Genomic DNA, 20,372 nt, shown 5'->3' on the forward strand with positions numbered 1-20,372 from the left:
CTCAGCCAAGGGTCAGCACCGTCCAGGAGACCGCGGGGAGGGTCACGGAGATGGTGTTCCCATCCCGGCGAGCGCTGGTGTTCTCGCGCGGGCGCACGCGATCCGGTTCGGAAAGGGTGTTCGCCGCGTGCAGGTCGTCGTCGTACAGCGACACCGCTGACGTGACCTCGACGTCGCCCAGCGCGCTGGCATCGATCTCGAACGATGCCTCCTCGCTCAGGCTGCGGTTGACGATGAAGGCGGCGGTGGTGCCGGTCTCGGCGTCATACGTTGCCACCGCGTCGATCGTCGGCACGGCGCCGTACGCAGCGGTGTCGTGCGTGGGGGCGTCGAGCTTCAGCTCGAGCGCGACACCGCGGGCGAGACGCGAAGCGATCGAGAACGGGAAGAACGTCGTCTGCCGCCACGCCGCGCCGCCCGGCTCCGTCATGATCGGGGCGATCACATTCACCAGTTGGGCAAGGCTGGCCGAGGTCACGCGGTCGGAGTGACGAAGCAGGGAGATGAGCAGATTGCCGAAGACGACGGCATCCATCACCGAGTAGCTGTCCTCGAGGAGGCGCGGCGCGACGGGCCAGGAGTCGGGGTCGGTGATCTTGTCCACCTCGTTGAAGCGCGTCTGGTACCACACGTTCCATTCGTCGAAGGAGATGTTGATCGTCTTGTCACTGCGGCGCAGTGCCTTGACATGATCGGCAGTCGCGGTCACCGCCTCGATGAAGCGGTCCATATCGACCGCCGACGCGAGGAAGCTCGCGTAGTCATCGTCTTTCGGCTCGTAATAGGCATGGCACGAGATGAAGTCGACGTCGTCGTAGGTCTGCTCGAGGACGATCCGTTCCCACTCCCCGAAGGTCGGCATCTGCGCTCCCGAGCTGCCGCAGACGACCAGTTCGAGGGACGGGTCCAGTTGACGCATCGCCGCGGCGGTCTGTGACGCCAGGCGCGCGTAGTCCTCGGCGGTGCTGTGCCCCAGTTGCCACGGTCCGTCCATCTCGTTGCCGAGACACCACAGGCGGATGCTGTGGGGTTCCGTGTGGCCGTTGTCGATCCGGTTGTCCGACAGCGCCGTGCCCGAGCGGATGTTGGCGTATTCGAGGACGTCGAGCGCCTCGGCGACGCCGCGGGTGCCGAGGTTGACCGCGTACATCATCTCGGCGCCGACCTTGCCGAGCCACGTGGCGAACTCGTCCAGGCCGATCTCATTGGTCTCGGTGGAGTGCCACGCCAGGTCGAGGCGGCGGGGGCGCTGTTCCCGGGGCCCGACGCCGTCTTCCCACTTGTATCCCGAGACGAAGTTGCCGCCCGGATATCGGACCGCGGTGACCCCCAGTTCGCGAACGAGCTCGATGACGTCCGTGCGAAAGCCGTCGGCGTCGGCGCTCGGGTGGCCCGGCTCGTAGATGCCGTCGTATACGCATCGGCCGAGGTGCTCGACGAAGGATCCGAACAGGCGGCGGTTCACGGGCCCGACGGTGAAATGAGGGTCGATGGTGAGGCGGGCGTGGATCATGTCTCTCTTTCGTACGGCGCGATGACCGGAGGGTTACTTGAGGCTGCCGATCGAGAGCCCGCCTTGCCAGTACTTCTGCAAGGTCAGGAACGCGATGACGAGCGGGACCACCGAGACGAGCGAACCGAGGATGATGATGCTCCACAGCGACGTTCCGCCCGAGTTGTTTGCCGAGGCGATGCCCTGCCAGAGTCCGATACCGACGGTGACCGGGAACAGACGGTTGTCCGAGAGCATCGCGAGCGGTAAGAAGTAGTTGTTCCAGGATGCGACGACCGACAGCAGCAGCACGGTCACGACCGCCGGCCGCAGCATCGGCAAAGCGACTTGGACGAAGATGCGCAACTCGCTGGCGCCGTCCACCCTGGCCGCATCCAGCAATTCGTCCGGCACCGCCTCGCGCGTGTATACGTGCATGAGATACACCCCGAACGGGTTCAGCAGTGTTGGCAGAATGACGGCCCAGATGGTGTTCGTCAGGCCGAGTTGCGAGAAGAGGATGAAGGTCGGGATCACCAGTGCGGTGGTGGGGACCATCACCGATCCGAGCAGAATAGCGAAGCCGAGCTGACGCCCCGCGAATCGATATTTCGCGAACCCGTATCCCGCCGCGACGGCGAGTACCGTCGCGCCCACTCCCCCGACGATCGCGTACATCGCCGAGTTCGCCAGCCACCGGACGTAGATGCCGTCCTGGTAAGTGAACAGCTGACCGAGGTTGCCCAGGTAATCGATGGTGTCCGCGAACCATAGGGCGCTGCCGCCCCCGAACAGCCCGGCGGCGTTTTTCGAGCTGTTGACGAACACCCACCAGAAGGGGACGAGGAAATAGACGAGCAGGAACGCCAGCAGGATCTGCATCGGAATGTAGCGCTGCTTACGCGGGCTGCGGGCGAGCAGTGCTCGATCGGTCGTGGTCATGACAGGAAGCTCCCGCGCTTTCGAGTGATGAACATGAAGAGGTAGACGCACACGAAGACGACGGCGCCCAGTGCGAAGGAGATGGCCGAGCCGTAGTTGTAGTTGGCGAGCGCGAAGGCCTGCTGGTACGCGTACATGTTCGGGGTGAAGTCGGTCGAGATCGCACCGGCCGCGAGATAGCGGAGGATCTGCGGTTCATTGAAGAATTGCAGCGTCCCGATGAGTGCGAAGACGAGGATCAGCACGAGCGCCGGCGCGATGAGCGGGATCTTGATCCGCCACACGATCTGCCATTGATTGGCACCGTCGATGCGCGCTGCCTCGTACAGCGTGGGATCGATCCCTTGCAGGGCCGCGAAGAGAATGATCATGTAGTAGCCGGCCCACTGCCACGTCACGATGTTCAGTAGACCGAAGAACACCAGATCCCGACTCAGCAGGTCCGGCGCCACGAGACCGAACGCCCCGAAGATCTCGGCTAGGGGTCCGAAACTTTTGCTGTACAGGAACCCCCACATCAACGCGCCGATCACGGCGGGGATCGCATACGGCAGGAACACCATCAGGCGGGCGAACCGCGCGAAGGCGGTGGTCACGACGTCGAGGATCAGCGCGATGCTGAGCGAAACGGCCATCTGGAGCGGAATGAGCACGAGCGAGAAGCGCAGCACGAACCAGATCCCGTCGAGGAAGCTGGGGTCCGAGAATGCCTTCAGATAATTGGCGAACAGGACGAACCGCGTGCCCCCGATGAGCTGTGTCTGGAACAGGCTCAGGTAGAGCGCGAACAGCAGCGGTGCCACGAGGAACGCGAGAAACACCACAGCGAACGGAGCGATGAAGGCCCAGCCCATCAGCCCGCGGCGGGGGCGGGGACGAGGGCGGGAGGGACGACGCGCACCGGGGGGCGCGGCCGTGATCTGCGTTGCGGTCATGGAAGGACTCCGGTCAGAAGGAGGGACGAGGCGGGGTCGGGGGCCGGTCCGGCGACGGACCGGCCCCCGACGATGGTTCACTCGACGGTGAAGCCCTGCTCCTCCGCGTAGGCGACGACGTCTTCCTGCAGCCGGTCGGCTGCCTCCGAGCCGGTGGCGGAGCCCTCATTGATCGCCGCCAGCTGTTCGGTGAAGGCGTCGAAGTAGTACTGGCCGAACGGCGTGTACGTCATGCCCTCGTAATCGTTCGCCGCCGGAACGTACACCTCCTTGTTGGCCTGTTGGCCACCGAAGAACGGCACCTCGTAATCCTCGAACTCCGGGGAGTTCAACGCGGACAGGTGGAGGGGGAAGATGACCTGGTTCTGCCACCCGTCCACCAACGAGGCCTCGTCGGCGTACACCCCGAAGGCGACCTTGGCCGCGAGCTCGGGGTTGCTGGCCTGGCTCGTGACCGAGAAGGCCGAGCCGCCCCAGTTGACCGACACCGGGTCGGAGGGATCCCACTGCGGCAGCGGTGCGACCTTCCATACCCCGGCGTCCTCGCCTTCGCCGACACCCGCCCCGGTGAGGTATCCCGGCGCCCAGGCAGCGGAGATGTAGGTCGCATAGTCGCCGCCGATCACGCCGGAGATGTACTCGGGAGTGAACTGGTCCTGCGTGCCCACCAGGCCCTTCTCAACGAGTCCCGCCCAATAATCGAGTACCTCCTTCGAGGAGTCATCCGCGAGGGAGATGCCGATGCTCTCCGGCGTTGCGGGGTCGTAGGTGAAGGGCTGCGCGCCGTTCTGGTACTGCAGGGCCATCATCACCGCCGGAACGTTCGCACCCAGGTCGCCGAAGAGGGGTCCGCCCGCATCCTTGACGGTCTGCGCCGCGGTCTCGTACTCAGCCCACGTGGTCGGGGGTGCGATGCCGTACTGCTCGAAGACGTCGGCGCGGTAGATCATTCCCATGGGCCCGCCATCGACCGGGGCGCCGTACACGCCGTCACCGACGGAGACGTCCTTCCACGCGCCGTCGCTGTAGTCGTCCTTCACGTCCTCGTACCCGAAACCGCTGATGTCGACGATCGCGTTCTGGATCTGGAAGGTCGGGATGCGGTCGGCCTCCACCATGATCACGTCGGGCGCGCCCGTGCCGGCCGTGATGGCCGTCTGGAATTTGTCGTACTCGTCGCCGCCTTGGCCGACGTTGGTCCAGCAGACCTGCACCTCGTCGTTCTCCGCGTTGAAGTTGTCTACGACGTCTTGCATGTTCGGATACCACGCCCACATGGTCACGACGGGAAGGTCGGTCTTGGTGATCGTGTTCGTGCAGTTCGTGGCGTCGTTTCCGCCGTCGGTGCTGCCGTCATCGGCACCACCAGCCGAGCAGGAGGCGAGTGCACCGGCGAGGAGCAAGCCGGCGGCAGCCGCGAGAACGGGTTTCGTCTTCACGGGAATTCCTTTCGATTGCGTGGACATCTGCGTCGAGCGCGCCCCCGAGCCGCCTCCGAGGTGGCGGGGAATGATCGAGGGACATTCGGTTCTACAACGTTGTATACCGTCGTTGTAAATATAGTAGCGCCCGGGACCTTCCGTCTGTCAACAGCGGGTATCAGTAGTCCACGGGCGCGGGACCCATCCGGCCGATCAGGGCGGAAAGCGCCGCGTAGGCGCCGTCTCGATACGCCGCGAGCTCTGCCGCCTTCTCTGGAGGCGTGGAGAGGAAGCCCCGCCCGCTCTTGAGGCCCTTATCGCCGTTCGCGACCCGCTCAGCGAGCGCCGGCGGCGCGGTGAACCTGTCGGGATAAGCGTCGTGCAACAGCTGGTAACAGGACGCATACACGTCCAGACCGGCGATATCGGCGATCGCGAACGGCCCGAAGAACGGCAACCGGAACCCGAACGTCGTCCGGGTGATCAGATCGACACCTTCCGCGGTGGCGACCCCCTCGTCGACCAATCGAGCCGCTTCGGTGAAGAGTGCGTACTGCAGTCGGTTCAGGACGAACCCCGTGACGTCCGCGACGCGAACCCCGATCTTGCCCGCCTCGGCGAGAAGACCGATGACCGCTTCCACCGCCGAGGGGTCGGTCGAGGCGTGCGGGATCACCTCGACGCCCGGGACGAAGGGAGCGGGGTTGCTGAAATGAACACCGAGGAAGCGATCCGGATGCTGCACCGCGGCCGCAAGGGTTCCGATCGCTATCGTCGAAGTGTTGCTCCCGATCAGCGCAGACGGCGGGCAGGCGATGCTGATGCGTCGGAGCGCGTCGTGTTTGACCTCCACGATCTCGGGCACGGCCTCCTCGACGAGATCGGCATCGACGACGGCGGCTTCGATCGTGGCGGCGATGCTGACGCGCCCAGCGATACGCTCGGCCGCGTCCGAGGGAAAAAGGCCGCGGCTCGCGTACTGCGCAGCTTCGGCGATGATGCGTTCTCGGTTCGCCGCGGCCACCTCGGCACTCACGTCGGCGAGGGCGACCTGTCGCCCCGCGAGGGCCAGAACCTGGGCGATGCCCCCGCCCATGTAGCCGGATCCGATCACGGCGATCTTCTCGATCATTTCCCATCCTCCTCGTAGTCGTCGATCAGTCGCACCTTGGCTGCGGAAGCAGAGGTCTCGTCGAAGCGATGCTGCAACCACTCATCGACCAGCTTCTTCGCGAGCTCGATCCCGATCACGCGCGCACCGAGGGTGAGCACCTGCGCATTGTTGCTCAGCACGGAACGCTCCACCGAGTAGCTGTCGTGTGCGGTCACGGCGCGGATGCCGCGTACCTTGTTGGCCGTGATCGCCACACCGAGACCCGTGCCGCAGACCAGCAGAGCTCGATCCGCCCTTCCTCGTGCGACGAGGACCGCCGCCCTCAGCGCCACCGTCGGGTAGGGCGAACTCTCCCCCGGCGTCACCCCCACGTCGATGACGTCCCCTACCCGGTCGTCAGCTTCGAGAAGCTCGCGGAGGATGTCCTTGTAGGCAGCGCCGGCGTCGTCCGCCCCCACGACCACGCGCCACCTCATGTCGCCACCTCCGATTCAGCAGGGGTCCCCGCTTCGCCGAGATCCGCATCTCGCACGAGGCTGTCCACGATGAGGACGAAAGAGGTCGCGCCGGGGTCGGCGTGCCCGACGCTCCGTTCGGCGAGGGGCCGTGCCCGTCCGCGCCTGGGTGACAGCGCGGCCGTCTGCTCGGACGCCGTGCGAGCTACCGCGACCGCACCTCGGAGTGCCGAGGTGACGTCTTCGCCTCGGTCGAGACCGGCGGCGAAGCGGTCCTCGAACGGCACGATCGCGTCGAGCATGGTCTTATCCCCGACGACCGCGCCGCCTACGGCTTGAACGCGGGAGCGCGCGGCGCTCACTGCGGCAGCGACGATGGCGCCCGTGTACGGGCCGTCGTCGCCCAGGGCGATCCCGAGCTCGATCAGCGCCGCCCCCCACAGTGCGCCGGAGGTGCCGCCCGCCACCTCGGACCACTGCTCGCCCGCGCGCGCGAGCAGTGAGCACACCCCTTCGTCGGCGCTATGCGCCTCAGCCGCGGCGACTGCGGCGGCGAGACCCCTCAGCATCCCCACCCCATGGTCGCCGTCGCCCGCTACGGCGTCGAGGTCGCCCAGCACGTCGACGTGTTCCGCCACCGCGGCGTGAGCCAATCGCAGGAGGCGCTGTGCAGTGGAGGCCGCAGCACGGGACTGCGTCGACACGGGCAGCGCGGCGCTCGCAGGTCGCGACTGCGCGGTGCCTCCGGAGCGGGGTGGCGCCGTCGCGACACGAGCATCTGGGCTCCCCGCATCGACCGCGAACGACCCTCGGCGAAGGGCCGGCGTCGAGATCGGGGCACGCCAGAGCTCCTCCAGTTCATCGTCCAGCCACATCACCGTCAGCGAGACCCCGGCCATGTCCAAGCTCGTGACGAGTTCTCCGCACTCGGGACCGACCACCTCGACCCCGATGCGCTCCAGCTCCGCCACGACGAAGCGGAACAGCACGAAGAGCTCCTCGTTCTTCACGGTCCCCAGTCCGTTCACCAGCAGTGCTGCACGTCTTGCGCCCTCGGGACGCTCCCGCAGGAGTGGCTCGAGGAGGGTGCGTGCCAACTCCGGCGCCTGTTGCAGCGGGACGTCGCGCACTCCCGGCTCCCCGTGAATTCCCAGGCCGATCGACATCATCCCGTCGGGGACCTCGAAGAGAGGGTGCGCGGCTCCCGGCAGGGTGCATCCCGCGAAGGCCACCCCGTGGCTGCGGGTGCGACTGTTGGCGAGGCGGGCCAGCCGTTCGACCTCGCTGAGATCGTCGCCGCGCTCGGCGGCGGCGCCGGCGACGTGGATGACGCACACCACGCCCGCGATCCCACGACGCTCATCCGCGTCCTCGGGCAGGGCGCTCGCGACGTCGTCGGTGATGTGCACGGTCCGCGCTTCACGTCCGCCCTCAACCAGGCGTCGCTCTGCCTCGCCGAAGTGCAGGACGTCACCGGCATATTTGCCGTACGCGAACAGCACCCCGCCGCCCGCCTCGGCCGCCTCAGCCACGCGCACCGCCTGCGCGGCGGAGGGCGAGGTGAAGACGTTGCCGCAGACCGCTCCGGCTGCCATACCCGAGCCGACATATCCCGCGAACGCGGGGTAATGCCCGGATCCGCCGCCGATCACGACGGCGACCTGCCCGTGTTCGAGCGGTCGGGCGCGAACGATTCCTCCGTCGACGCGGGTCACCTCGCTCGCGTGGACGAGGGCGAAGCCCTCGAGCGCGTCGTCGACGAAATCCTGGGGATCGGCGAAGATCCGCGTCATGGTCGTTTCCCTTCGATGGGCATCTGCCGCACCCGGCTGATCCCGGGACGGTATTCACGGCGGGGCAGGATCCGCTTGCGCAGGTATTCGCTGTTGGCGGCGCTCATGCTCAACCCGTCTCCCCCGTAGTGCTCAGTGCAGATGACGCCCTGGAATCCGGCGGCGAGCGCAGTCTTGACGAGCGACCGATAATCCAGCAGTCCCGACTCGAGGTAGGACGGGACCGCGGTGACGAGGTTGCGTTGGGCGTTCTCGTCACGGGTGTAGTTCTTGACGTGCCAGAAGTTTGCGTACGGAAGCGTCGCCTCGGCCACCTCGCGCCACTGCTCGATCGGTTCGGGGAGGCGAATGAGGTTTCCGAGGTCGGGATTGAGCCCCACGACGTCCATCCCGATGTCGTTGACGAGACGAACAGCGGATGCTGCGGTTCCGAGGAAGGTGTGCTCGTACATCTCGAGTGACAAGAGCATGCCGACATCGGCGGCATGCCGGCCGAGCTCGGCGAATCTCTGCACCGCGAGGTGCCACGCGGCCGGGTCATCGAGCGGATCGCGGTGGCCAGACACCGTCCAGAACCACAACTGTGCCGATTGCGCGGGTGTCAATGCACGATGAAGGCCCACCGAGACCACTCCGACACCAAGCTCGGCTGCCACGTCTAGGCAGCGATGTGTGTACGCCAGGTGGTCCGCCCCGTCGACCTCGTCGATGACGCTGCGGCGGATGAGCGACATGCTGGCGTATCGGACACCGGCGTCCCGGGCCGCCCTCCGGAGGTCATCGATCTCGGACGCGTCGAGCTGCCCGTAGCGGAGCCAGGAATCCGTCAGATCGACGTCGGCGAAGCCGGCGTCGGCGACCTCGCTCAGGTCGGCTCCCCAGCGTGCCGCCCGCTCGGAACGCGGGACGGCGGTACCCCCTGCGTCACCGAACGGCAGCATCGATGCTGCGATGGGCCAGTCGTCGGCGGTGATCATCGTTCTCCTCCTCTACATCGTTGGAACTTTCGTCCCGGCACGCGCTCAAGGGCCCGCGCCGAGCGGAATGAAGCCGTTAGAGTACTGAAACCGCGCATCAGGGACAGGAGCTTCGATGGGACCCACGATGCACGATGTGGCACGGGTCGCCGAGGTGTCGATCAAGACGGTCTCGAACGTCATCAACGACTACCCTCATGTGCGCCCCGAGACCCGTCAGCGGGTGCTCGATGCCATCACCGACCTCGGCTACCGCCCGAACCTCTCGGCCCGCGGACTGCGCTCGGGTCGCACGGGCGTCATCGGCCTCGCGATCCCCGCCTTGCGGGAGAACTACTTCGCCGAATTGGCCGATGCCATCATCCGCTCGGCCGAGAAGCGAGGGCTCGGCGTTGTCGTCGAGCAGACCAGTGGGGATCGGCAATCCGAATTGCTGGCGGTCTCGGGCGGACGCTTGAAGTTCATGGACGGCCTGCTCTTCAGCCCGGTCGGTCTCGGCCAGGCCGACGTCGACGCGTTGAATGTCGATTTCCCGCTGGTCCTGCTCGGCGAGCGCATCTTCGGCGGTCCGACGGATCACGTTGTCATGCACAACACCTCGTCGGCGGAAGCTGCCGTCGAGCATCTGCTGCAGATCGGTCGGCGCCGGATCGCGCTGATCGGCGCGGACCTCGCCCGTCGCGACGACGTCAGCTCTGCCAGTCTGCGGCTGCGCGGTTACACCGCCGCACTGCGCCGCGCCGGTCTCGAGGTGGCGCCCGAGCTCGTGCGTACGAGCGAGCATTGGAACCGCGCCGCAGGGGCCGATGCCGCGCGGCGACTCATCGCGGAGGGGGTGTCCTTCGACGCGATCTTCGCGTTGAACGACACGCTGGCTCTGGGTGCTCTGCGTGCGCTGGGTGAAGCGGGCATCACGGTACCCGGCGATGTAGCGGTCATCGGGTTCGACGACATCGACGAATCGCAGTTCTCGCTCCCCTCCCTCTCGAGCGTGGATACCGGCCGCGACCAGATCGCCGAACTGGCGGTCGATCTGCTCGTGGAGCGGATCGGGGAGAAGGGCGAACCGCGTGCCCCCCGCACGGTGAAGCCGGAGTTTCGCATCGTCCCGCGCGAGTCGACCGGCTTCACCGACACCTGAGAGACGGCGCGCGCGCAACGTCACTCCTGGCTCCGCTCGCCAGGGCCACCGGTCTCGACTTCTGCGGCGACGCCGACCAGCGCCCGAGTAGGCGGTTCAACCTCGGTCTCCGACGCGGCGGTCGCCGCTGCGACGGCCGCGTCGATGAGGGACTGCGTCCGCTGCCGCGCCCGCCGCCGAGCTCTGCGCCAGATCAGCGCTGCGCACGCCCCGGCGACGAGGAGCGCGATGAGCGACCAGGGGATGGACCAGAGAGTGAACGACACGGATGCGGGAGCGAGGCCGATGTCGATCGCATCCTCGCCGACGACCGTTGGCGTCACGGCCAGGTCACCGAAGCTCCAGATGCTCGGCCACACCTCCATCGTGACCACCGTCTCGATGGCCTGGCCGGGGAGAATCTCGCGCTGAGTGCTCTGCCCCGATGAGCGAGCGATGCCGAACGGTCCGGCCACCGTCATCATGGCGTCCGCGCCGAGACGGACGTTCCCCTCGTTCACGAGGTGGTAGCGCACTTCAACGGAGCCAGGAGCGAAGGGGTTCCACGATGGGGAATAGTTCGCTGAGAGAATCTCGGGCGAGACGGCCCCCACGATCTGGCCGGAGACCCGCAGGTGCACACGCACGCCGACCCGAGAGAGGAGCTGCACCGCATCCACGTTCCCCTCGGCGATCTCGGCGACGATGCCGAGGGGATGATCGCCAGGGGTCGCCGTCTCCGGCACCGCGATGCGCAGCGGAAGGACGACAGTCGATTCTGCTGCCACTTCGATGAAGATGCCTCCCCCCTCGCGCGGGGTCGACCCGCTCGCCCCACCGAGGACTGCCCACGACTCAGCGGCGTCGGGGGTCGACGACGGTGCCGCGATGTCGAACCCGCCCTCCGCGGTTGCTTGACCCGCCCCCGCGTAGACAGCGAACCTCACCGGGTTGGCGCTGTAGTTCGTCAGAGCGACATGATCGTCCGCGACGCTGCCGGGGTCGATCGTGTGGCGCAGAGACACCCGGCCGTCGGCACCGTCCGGGGTCGCGGGCTGGAGAGCCCAGGTGGTGTCGCTGGACGACGCGGCCGCGACAGCGGGAGACGTGGTCGCCGCCGCATCGAGCGCAGTCGCGCCCGACGCACCCGCGAGCACGAACGCGGCAGATGAGACGGCGATGATGAGAAGACGAGCGAAATGGGCGGCCATGATCCTCGGAGGGTCGGAGGGAGAGAGGATGGGCCCTCGGGCGAAACCGGTCGGTCGGACCGGCCACGCCCGAGGGCCCTGACGTCAATCGACGGGGAACAGCGAGACCCGCAGTACCCCGGTGTATGTGCCCGGCTGCGTGTCGACCGGCACTTCGAAACGCAGCTCGGCGCCGAGTGTTGCCGAGCCGTAGCGTCCTTCCCGGTCTGCAGCCGCGAGCACCGCCGGCACTTCCAAGCCGAGACCGCCGTCGAGCGCGGTCGTGACGACCGGACCCGAGGCGAGTCCAGCGCGCGGCGTCACCACCTTCGGCGACCACCCGAGGTGATCGGCTCCGATGGTGCGCCCTGCGGAGGCGAACGGGTCGGAGAGGGCGGTGACGGACCAGCCTCCCACTCCGGCCTGCTGGGCGGTGCGGGAATCCGACACCGTCACCTCGGGGAGTGCGCCCGTGAAGCGCAGGCGGTCGCCCGCGTTCACCGGCTCAGAGAGAGCAACACCCTCACCGAAGTCGGCCACGGTAAGAGCCAGCACCCCGTTCTCCGTTTCGGGGACGGTCGCTTCGACGGGGATGCCCGAACTGGTGTCGGGGGCGAACAGACGAGGGAGGAAGTCGATCAGCGCTTTCTGCCAGACGTCCCAGCTGTGAGGCCCCGGAATGGGAGCGTGGAACTCGTGTTCGATCCCTCGCGCCGTGAGCGCTGAGATGAGGCTCATCGTGTTCGGGTAGGTGAAGTCCTGGATGTCACCGGTGTAGATCCGCAGCAGCTTCGTTCCCGCGTTGATCGCGGCGACGTCCGCGCTGTCGGGCGGGAGGGAGAACGCGGAGAATGCACCGATGTAGGCGAACTCTCCCGGATAGGCGTACAGCGTGGACAGTGCCGCGCCCGACCCCATCGATAGGCCGGCGAGAGCCCGGTCGTCCGGATCTGAACTCGCGTGGTACGCACCCTCTGCGGCTGGGGCGATCCGCTCGCGGATCTCCCGCGGGTAGTCCACCCCGTTGCCGTTGGCCATGACGACCACCATCGGGACGATCGTGCCGCGAAGGTAGTGGTTGTCCAGGATCTGTGCTGCGCGACCCACCTCGATCCAGTCCGACCATGTCTGCCCCCCGCCGTGCTGCAGGTAGAAGACCGGGTACGCGTCCGCGCGTTCGGCGTCATACCCCGGCGGAGTCCAGACGTACGCCGAGCGCTGCTCCTCGCCAGCCGTGCTGGTGTAGTTCATGACGCTGACCGCGCCGCGCGACTCGGGCGCGACGTCGGCGGTGTACTCGCCTCGCAAGCCCGCGCCGGCCACCTGGAACGTGCTCCAATTGGGCTCGGACCGAACGGACGTCGGATTGCCGGCATCCTTCTTGTCCACCCGATCGACAACGAGTTTGTAGTAGTACGACCCGCCCTCCAGCGGCCCCAGGGTGAGGCGCCAGCGGTCGCCCTGCTTGACCATCGGGACACGCAACCAGTTGCCCGCCGGCCCCCAGTTCGCCCATACCGTGACGTTCTTGGCGGAGGCGTATTCGGTTCCGGTCTCGAATGTGACCACGCCGTTGTCATCGACCCAGGGCGTCGGTGTGGTTCCCGGCGCGGGGAGCGAGTGCAGACCGTCGAGCGGCAAGTGGCCCGCGCTCGGTGCGTGATCGTCATCGTCTTGGAAGATGCGGGAGGCGAAATCACGGAGGTTGTCTTGCCAGGTGTCCCAGCTGCCGCCCGTCTCTGGGGTTGCCCCGTCGACGTCGAACTCGACGCCGGCCTGGGTCAGCTTGTCCACCAGCGAGACCGTCCGGTTGTACGCGGGATCGGTCACGTTCCCCACATACAGTCGCACGAGGTCTGTCGCCGCGTTGATCTGGACGGCTTTGGTTGAACTGACGCTGCTGATCAGGCTGCCGGAGAAGGATCCGACCTGGGAGAACTCCCCCGTGTCGGTCAACGTCAGATTCAGCGCTTGGGAGGCGCCCCGGCCGATGCCGGCAATGGCCTGCTCAGCAGGGTCGTCGGAGACATGGAACGCAGCGCGGGCTGCCGGGAGGATGTTGTCAAGCACCTCGGCGCGCGGGTCCGACGAGGAGCCGTCGCCCATCACGACGACCATCGGCTCGGCGTCCTGCTCGACCGCCAGATTGTCGAGGATCTGGGCGACGCGTCCGAGCTCAGCCCATTCGCGATAGCTCTGCCCCTCGTCCTGCAGAAGGTACAGCACCGGGTAGGGCTCGGCCCGCTCGGCGTCGTACCCGGGAGGCGTCCACACGAGCGCTGAACGCTCGGCATCGGCGACGCTGCTGTCGTAGGTAATGGTTTCGAGCGCGCCGCCGGCAGGGACGTCGGCGAGCCACGCCGCCGAATCGCCCGCCACGAAGAACGTGTTCACCGCGGGCTGCGATGTCACCTCCTGCGGGGAGTCCGGGTTGCGGAACGTCACGAGCGACTCGGTACCGGCCACGGTGGCCTTGTACTGGTAGGAGTACAGGCCCGGCTCGAGGGGACCTATCGTCGCGGTCCAATTGCCGCCGCTCAATGAGAGGCCCAACTGCGCCCACGTCTTGCCCGGGCCGAAGTTCCCTTCCACCGCGAGGTGGCCGGGAGCGCTGCCGACGGCCGCCAACACGGCCGCGTTCGGCACCGTGAACCGATGAAGACCCTCTGCGGGCGCCGAGATCCACGCGTCCTGGCCGGCCGCCGTTGCCGGTTGCGCCGCGAGCAGCGTTCCGACGCCCAGGCTGGCCGCCATCGCCAGCGCAGCCCATCGCCGACGCCGACCCCGTCTCCTCAGCCGTCCGTCTGTGGATTCGATCACCATTGATTCCTCCGATCGCCCGCGCGTCACCGGTGTGACGCGCTGTCTCTGCGCGGAGCATGGATTGACGTGTCGATCTGGGGGATAGCGCCGGACTGGCGCGGTTTACAACGTCGTAAATGGCCCGCAACGGCCATGCTGTCTCACGGCGACGGTCGTGTCAAGCAGTTTTTCTATCGTTGTAAACACGGAGCGAAATGCGTCCGAGAACGCCCGGGAATCAGCCCGTCATCGGACGGGTGAGGGGTCAGCTCGCCGAGCGCTGCTGCAGGATCGCGGCGCGTTCGGGGCGAGCGGAGAACCAGTCGGCCACGTACCAGCAGACCGGCACGACCTGACGGGATCCGTCCTGCTCGAGCTGTGCCACCGCTCGCTCGACGAGTTCGCCGGCGTAGCCGTGGCCGCGGAAGGTGGGGATCGTGTACGCGCGGGTCATCGCAACGCTGCGTCCGTCGTCACGGTAGTCGAGCACCGAGACGAGGTCGTCCCCGTCGTGCAGGGTGTACCGCGAAGCATCCTTCTCGTCATTGAATCTCAGATCGCTCACCCCGACAGGGTACGCCCGCTTCACTCGGGCAGGATGCCCGTTGCTGCGAGCCGGGCGTACCAGCGTCCGCTGTCCTTGACGGTGCGCTCGAGCGTGTCGAAGTCGACGCGCACGATGCCGAACCTCTTGGCGTAGCCGTAACCCCACTCGAAGTTGTCCAGGAGCGACCAGACGAAGTATCCGCGCAGGTCGACGCCCTGCGTCATCGCCCGGTGCGCGGCGGTGAAATGGCGACGCAGGTAGTCGAGGCGCTCAGGATCGGGCACCGAACCGTCGGCGGCGACGACGTCGTCGAAAGCCGCCCCGTTCTCGGTGACCATGAGCGGTTGATCGGGGAACTGCTCGCGCAACGACAGCAGCAACTCCTCGAGCCCCTCCGGGGCGATGTTCCACCCCATGGCCGTGTAGGGGCCGGGCTGCTGCACGAACTCGACGACCTCGTTGCTCCCGGGCCACGCGGTGCCACCGCCGGCGGCCTTGTGCCCGTCGTTCTGCTGCTTGGGCGAGACACCGTCCCACATCCGCACGGTGGCGGTGGAGTAGTAGTTGACGCCGAGGACGTCGATCGGCTGGTGGATGTCGGCGAGGTCACCGTCACGGATGAACGACCAGTCGGTGACGGATGCGGTGTCCTCGAGCAGGTCTGCGGGGTACTCGCCGAGCAGCATCGGGCCTGTGAAAGCGCGGTTGGCGAGCGCATCGATGCGGCGCATCGCTTCGCCCGCGCCCTCCCCCTCACCGCGCAGCACGTGGAAGTTGAGGGTTACGGAGTACTCGGGATCGCCCGCCGAGGTGGCGCGCAGCGCCTGCACGGCACGCCCGTGCGCGAGGTTCAGGTGGTGCACCGCGGCCAGCGCCGCGGCCGGCTCGTGCCGACCGGGGGCATGACCCCCCTGACCGTAACCGAGGTAGGCCGAGCACCACGGCTCGTTGAGGGTGGTCCAGGTGTGGACCCGCTCTCCCAGGGCGCGCCCCATCACCTCTGCGTAGGTCGCGAAAGCGTCGACCGTCTCGCGCGCCGCCCATCCGCCGGCGTCTTCGAGGGTCTGCGGAAGGTCCCAGTGGTACAGCGTGGCGACGGGGCGGATGCCCCGCTCGAGCAGACCGTCGACCAAGCGCGAATAGAAGTCGACACCGCGCTGATCGACCGCCCCCGTGCCGGTGGGGATGACGCGCGGCCAGGCGATCGAGAAGCGGTACGCGTCGAGCCCGAGCTCGGCCATCAGGTCGAGGTCGGACTCCCACCGGTGGTAGTGGTCGCACGCCACGTCACCCGTGTCGCCGTTCCAGACCTTGCCGGGCGTCTTGCTGAAGGTGTCCCAGATCGAGGGGAGGCGACCGTCTTCGGCCGCCGCGCCCTCCACCTGGTACGACGCGGTCGCGGAGCCGAAGGTGAAGCCCTCCGGGAAGACGAGTCCGCTGTCTCGGAAGTCGGCGTTGCCGGTGCTCATCGGGTCACTTTCGTCCGGTCGGCGGTGAGGGTCTCGCTCCGCCCCTGAGGGGTGGTGACGACGACGTCGGCGGTGCCGTCCCCGCCGGGGAACACGCGCAGCGTGAGTCCGTCGAGGTAATCGTAGTCAGGCCGATCATCACGAGCGCCCCACGGCAGCACCGCGCCCGGGCGCACGTAGAGGGGCAGGCTCTGATAGCCGTGGACCTCACGACGCCAGCCTCCGGACACGGTCTCACCGGTGATCAACGAGGTCCACTCGCCCGCAGGAAGGTAGAACTCCACCTCGCCCGACTCGGTGAAGACCGGGGCGACGAGCAGGTCCGCGCCCAGCATGTATTGACGGTCGAGGTAGGCCGCGGTCGGGTCGTCGGGGAACTCCAAGGCCATCGGTCGCATCACGGGCACGCCGGTGGCCGCTGCCTCGATGCCACGCTGGTAGAGGTACGGCATGAGGCGCATCTTCAGACGCGTGAAGAAGCGGGTGACATCGACGGCCTCGTCGTCGAACTGCCACGGCACGCGGTACGAGCTCGAACCGTGGAAGCGGCTGTGGGTCCCCAGCATCCCGAACGCCGTCCATCGCTTGAACACCGCCGCATCCGGCGTGCCCTCGAACCCGCCGATGTCGTGGCTCCAGTAGGCGAAACCGCTCATCGCGAGCGACAGTCCGCCGCGCAACGTCTCGGCCATGGACACGAACGTCGAGGTGGAATCCCCACCCCAGTGCACGGGCATGCTCTGCCCGCCGACCGTAGCCGAGCGGGCGAACAGCACGGCGTCCTGGTCGCCCCGCGCTTCGACGAGGACGTCGTACACGGCCCGGTTGTACAGCTGCGTGTAGAGGTTGTGCATGCGGTCGGGAGCGCTGTCGTCGAAGTAGTCGACATCGAGCGGGATGCGCTCGCCGAAGTCGGTCTTGAAGCAGTCGACGCCCTGGGCGACGAGGGCGCGCAGTTTGTCCTGATACCAGCGCGTGGCGTCGGGGTTGGTGAAGTCGACCAGGCCCATCCCTGCCTGCCACAGGTCCCACTGCCACACCGATCCATCGGTGCGCTTCACGAGAAATCCCTGCGAGGCGGCCTCCCCGAACAGCGGCGAGCGCTGGGCGATGTAGGGGTTGATCCACACGCACACGCGGAGATCGCGCTCGTGCAGGCGCTGCAGCATGCCGTCGGGATCGGGGAAGACCCGCGGATCCCACTCGAAGTCGCACCAGTTGAACTCGCGCATCCAGAAGCAGTCGAAGTGGAACACCGACACCGGCAGCTCGCGCCGGGCCATCTCATCGATGAACGATGTGACGGTCTCCTCGTCGTAATCGGTCGTGAAGCTGGTCGAGAGCCACAGCCCGTACGACCACGCCGGCACGACCGGCGGTCGCCCGGTGAGCGCGGTGTAGCGCGAGAGCACGTCCTTCGGCGTCGGCCCGTCGATCACGAAGTACTCCAGCACCTCCCCCGGCACCGAGAACTGCACGCGCTCCACCGCTTCGGAGCCGATCTCGAAGGAGACGTGACCGGTGTCGTTGACCAGCACCCCGTACCCACGGCTGGAGACGTAGAACGGCACGTTCTTGTACGCCTGCTCGCTGGAGGTCCCGCCGTCGGCGTTCCAGATCTCCACCGTCTGGCCGTTCTTGACCAGGGGGCCGAAACGTTCCCCGAGGCCGTAGACCAGTTCACCGACTCCGAGTTCGAGCTGCTCGTGGACGAAGGCGCGCGGGTGGCCGACGGGGCTGCCGGTGCGCGCGTTGCCGACGATGCCCGGGTCGACCTGGGCGTGGTCGGTCAGGGTCATGTACCCCTCGGACTTGAGTCCGCTCCCCGTGAGTCGCCGCCCGTTCGAGGAGAACGACAGCGCCCACGGCGCCCCCCTCTCGATGCGGGCGGTCAACGACCCTGAGCGCACCTCGGCGCCGGAGGCATCCGAGGTGATCGTCCCCACCGACGCCGCTCCGGGGAGGGCGAACGACAGCGGCGCCCCGCCGCCGACGTGGTGCACGATGCGCACCCGGACGACACCCTCGAGCGGCGAGGACAGGGTCACGGTCAGGGTCGGACGGTTGAGGGTGTCCCCCCGTCCCGTGATGACCTTCGTCGGCGCGGTGATGACGAGACCGGGACCGTCGACGGTGTCGCCCGTCTCCCAGATGTCATAGGCCTCCTGGCCGTACAGCGCGGTGACGCCGGGACGCAGCTGCCAGAAACCATCGGTGAACTTCATTACTTGACTGCTCCTGCGGTGATGCCGCGCGTGAGGGTGCGCTGGAAGATGAGGAAGAAGAGGAGGGTGGGGATGAGGCCGAGCAGCGCGGACGCGCTGGTGGTGGTCACGTCCATGAGGCGGTCGCCCTGGAGCACGCTGATGGCCACCGGAACGGTCTGGTTCTCGTTGGAGACGAGGAACGTCAACGGGATCAGGAACTCGTTCCAGGTCCAGATGAAGAAGAAGATGAGCAGCACGGCGAGCGTGGGGCGACTGATCGGGAAGATGACCCGCCACAGGATCTTCCACCGGCTCGCGCCGTCGATCGCGGCCGCCTCGAGCACCTCCTTGGGGAAGGTGCCGAAGACCGAGGCGAGGAGGTAGGTGCCGAACGCCGCCTGGATGACGGTGAAGACGATGATCACCGACCACACGTTGTTGTAGAGGCCCACCGCCTTGAACATGTAATAGAGCGGGTACAGCAGGGCTTCCTGGGGCAGCAGGTTCGCCAGGAGGAACAGCAGCACGACCCACGAACGCCCCTTGATGCGCCCGATGCCGATCGCGAAGGCGTTGAGCACCGAGAGCAGGACGGCCAGGACCGCGACGGTTCCGGAGATGAAGAACGAGTTCCACACCTTCTCGGGGAAGTTGACGCGCTCCCAGAACGCCGCGATGCCGTCGAAGTAGAGCCCGGTCGGCAGTGCGAGCGGACCGCCGTTGGAGTAGTCCGCGGGCGATTTGAAGGAGTTGACGACGATCAGGTAGAACGGCGCGATGATGACGATCGCGGCGACGATCACGAAGGCGAGAAGCAGCCAGTCGATGCCGCGCCGCTTCGTCATACCGCCGCGCGGCTTGATCGTCCGCGGCGTCTTCTGCCCGGGCTTCGCCGTGGTCACGGCCATGGTGGCGACCATCACAGACCCGCCCTTTCTTTGCGTTCCGCGGCGTTCTGCGCGCGGATGAACAGCACGGCGACGATCGTGACGACGATCGTCAACGCGGTGGCGATCGTGGCGCCGTAGCCGACCTGTTGGGATTGGAAGAACTCGCTGTAGGCGTAGTACGCCGGGACGATGGTCGAGTCCCCCGGGCCGCCGCGCGTCAGGATGTAGACCGGTCCGAAGACCTTGAGCGCGGCGATGGTGCTGGTGAGGGCCACGACATAGATCTCGGGACGGATGATGCTCACGGTGATCGAGCGGAACCGCTGGAACCAGTTGGCCCCGTCGAGTTCGGCCGCCTCGTAGAGCTCCGGGTCGACGCGCTGGAGCGCCGCCATGAAGATCACGACGGGGTAGCCGATCTGGATCCACACCAGGACGACCATGATGCTGATGAGCGCCGTGTCGGGTGAACCGAGCCAGTTGTGGGCGAGGGAGCCGAGGCCGATGCCCTCGAGGATCCGGTTGAGGGCGCCGTCCTGGGGGCGCAGGATCCACCCGATGACGATGCCGGCGACAGCGACGGGGAGGATCTGCGGCAGATAGTAGGTCGCCCGCAGGAAGCTGGCGAACCGGCCCCCGAACTTGCGCCCGATGACGTCGAACAGCAGCGCCGCGAGCACGAGGCCGATGATCGTCGGAACGATCACCATCGCGATGATCATCCAGATGCTGTTGAGGAACGACGTCCAGAACGTCGCATCCCCCATCAGTTCGACCCAGTTGTCGAGCCCGATGAACTCGGGCGGCTTGATGCCGCGCCACTCCGTGAAGCTGAGGTAGACGTTCCACACCAGCGGAACGATGACGATCACCGTCACCAGGACGAGGCCCGGCACGAGATAGAGCCAGTAGCCGGCGCTGCCTCCGCGACCACGCTGGGGGATCAGCGGTTCTTCGGGGGGAAGTTTGGCCCGCGGGGGGCGGACGAAGGGAACAGCGGTCATCACCGGCTCCTCGG

Annotated in this window: 16 protein-coding genes; 1 reads left to right on the forward strand and 15 read right to left on the reverse strand. The window is 67.2% G+C overall.

The features are described 5' to 3' along the window. Window position 1: 1 nt before the first annotated feature. From arfA to ACFXP5_RS07980, 8 genes are all read right to left on the reverse strand, one after another. Complete coding sequence (gene arfA / locus ACFXP5_RS07945; protein WP_394544221.1) at window positions 2-1,513, reverse strand: arabinosylfuranosidase ArfA; 1,512 nt, start codon at window positions 1,511-1,513, stop codon at window positions 2-4. A 33-nt stretch (window positions 1,514-1,546) separates the two neighbouring features. Further along, the gene (locus tag ACFXP5_RS07950) at window positions 1,547-2,434 is read right to left on the reverse strand and encodes a carbohydrate ABC transporter permease (protein WP_394544222.1); all 888 of its coding nucleotides are present in this window, start codon (window positions 2,432-2,434) and stop codon (window positions 1,547-1,549) included. After that, window positions 2,431-3,369, reverse strand: coding sequence for a carbohydrate ABC transporter permease (locus ACFXP5_RS07955; protein ID WP_394544223.1), 939 nt, complete (start codon window positions 3,367-3,369; stop codon window positions 2,431-2,433). Before ACFXP5_RS07955 ends, ACFXP5_RS07950 begins: the two co-directional genes overlap by 4 nt. Before the next feature lie 77 nt (window positions 3,370-3,446). Next, a complete protein-coding gene (locus ACFXP5_RS07960) occupies window positions 3,447-4,808 on the reverse strand; it encodes an ABC transporter substrate-binding protein (RefSeq protein ID WP_394544224.1) in 1,362 nt (453 codons plus the stop codon). A gap of 160 nt (window positions 4,809-4,968) precedes the next feature. Then, a complete protein-coding gene (locus ACFXP5_RS07965) occupies window positions 4,969-5,922 on the reverse strand; it encodes a 3-hydroxyacyl-CoA dehydrogenase family protein (protein WP_394544225.1) in 954 nt (317 codons plus the stop codon). Then, window positions 5,919-6,380, reverse strand: a complete 462-nt coding sequence (locus ACFXP5_RS07970; protein ID WP_394544226.1) for a ribose-5-phosphate isomerase — start codon at window positions 6,378-6,380, stop codon at window positions 5,919-5,921. The genes ACFXP5_RS07965 and ACFXP5_RS07970 overlap by 4 nt, the downstream gene beginning before the upstream one ends. Then, window positions 6,377-8,152 (reverse strand): dihydroxyacetone kinase family protein, encoded by a 1,776-nt coding sequence (locus tag ACFXP5_RS07975; RefSeq protein WP_394544227.1) that lies wholly within the window; start codon window positions 8,150-8,152, stop codon window positions 6,377-6,379. The genes ACFXP5_RS07970 and ACFXP5_RS07975 overlap by 4 nt, the downstream gene beginning before the upstream one ends. Then, complete coding sequence (locus ACFXP5_RS07980; protein ID WP_394544228.1) at window positions 8,149-9,129, reverse strand: sugar phosphate isomerase/epimerase family protein; 981 nt, start codon at window positions 9,127-9,129, stop codon at window positions 8,149-8,151. The genes ACFXP5_RS07975 and ACFXP5_RS07980 overlap by 4 nt, the downstream gene beginning before the upstream one ends. 115 nt (window positions 9,130-9,244) lie before the next feature. Here ACFXP5_RS07980 and ACFXP5_RS07985 point away from each other — a divergent pair, with 115 nt between their 5' ends. After that, a complete protein-coding gene (locus ACFXP5_RS07985) occupies window positions 9,245-10,270 on the forward strand; it encodes a LacI family DNA-binding transcriptional regulator (protein ID WP_394544229.1) in 1,026 nt (341 codons plus the stop codon). Between the two features lie 20 nt (window positions 10,271-10,290). Here ACFXP5_RS07985 and ACFXP5_RS07990 read toward each other — a convergent pair whose 3' ends face one another. From ACFXP5_RS07990 to ACFXP5_RS08020, 7 genes are all read right to left on the reverse strand, one after another. Continuing rightward, window positions 10,291-11,460, reverse strand: coding sequence for a COG1470 family protein (locus ACFXP5_RS07990; RefSeq protein WP_394544230.1), 1,170 nt, complete (start codon window positions 11,458-11,460; stop codon window positions 10,291-10,293). Window positions 11,461-11,544: 84 nt separating this feature from the next. After that, entirely contained in the window at window positions 11,545-14,259 is a 2,715-nt protein-coding gene (locus ACFXP5_RS07995; RefSeq protein ID WP_394544231.1) for an alpha/beta hydrolase-fold protein, read from the reverse strand. 247 nt (window positions 14,260-14,506) lie between these two features. After that, entirely contained in the window at window positions 14,507-14,806 is a 300-nt protein-coding gene (locus ACFXP5_RS08000) for a GNAT family N-acetyltransferase (RefSeq protein WP_394527657.1), read from the reverse strand. 20 nt (window positions 14,807-14,826) lie between these two features. Further along, complete coding sequence (locus tag ACFXP5_RS08005; protein WP_394544232.1) at window positions 14,827-16,257, reverse strand: GH1 family beta-glucosidase; 1,431 nt, start codon at window positions 16,255-16,257, stop codon at window positions 14,827-14,829. Next, window positions 16,254-18,482 (reverse strand): alpha-xylosidase, encoded by a 2,229-nt coding sequence (yicI, locus tag ACFXP5_RS08010; protein WP_394544233.1) that lies wholly within the window; start codon window positions 18,480-18,482, stop codon window positions 16,254-16,256. The genes ACFXP5_RS08005 and yicI overlap by 4 nt, the downstream gene beginning before the upstream one ends. After that, window positions 18,482-19,384, reverse strand: coding sequence for a carbohydrate ABC transporter permease (locus ACFXP5_RS08015; RefSeq protein WP_394544816.1), 903 nt, complete (start codon window positions 19,382-19,384; stop codon window positions 18,482-18,484). The genes yicI and ACFXP5_RS08015 overlap by 1 nt, the downstream gene beginning before the upstream one ends. Further along, window positions 19,384-20,358: a carbohydrate ABC transporter permease gene (locus ACFXP5_RS08020; RefSeq protein WP_394527661.1), complete on the reverse strand. Its 975-nt coding sequence runs from the start codon at window positions 20,356-20,358 to the stop codon at window positions 19,384-19,386. The genes ACFXP5_RS08015 and ACFXP5_RS08020 overlap by 1 nt, the downstream gene beginning before the upstream one ends. Window positions 20,359-20,372 lie beyond the last annotated feature (14 nt).

The organism is Microbacterium hanjuni (genome assembly GCF_043556395.1).
Lineage (GTDB): Bacteria > Actinomycetota > Actinomycetes > Actinomycetales > Microbacteriaceae > Microbacterium.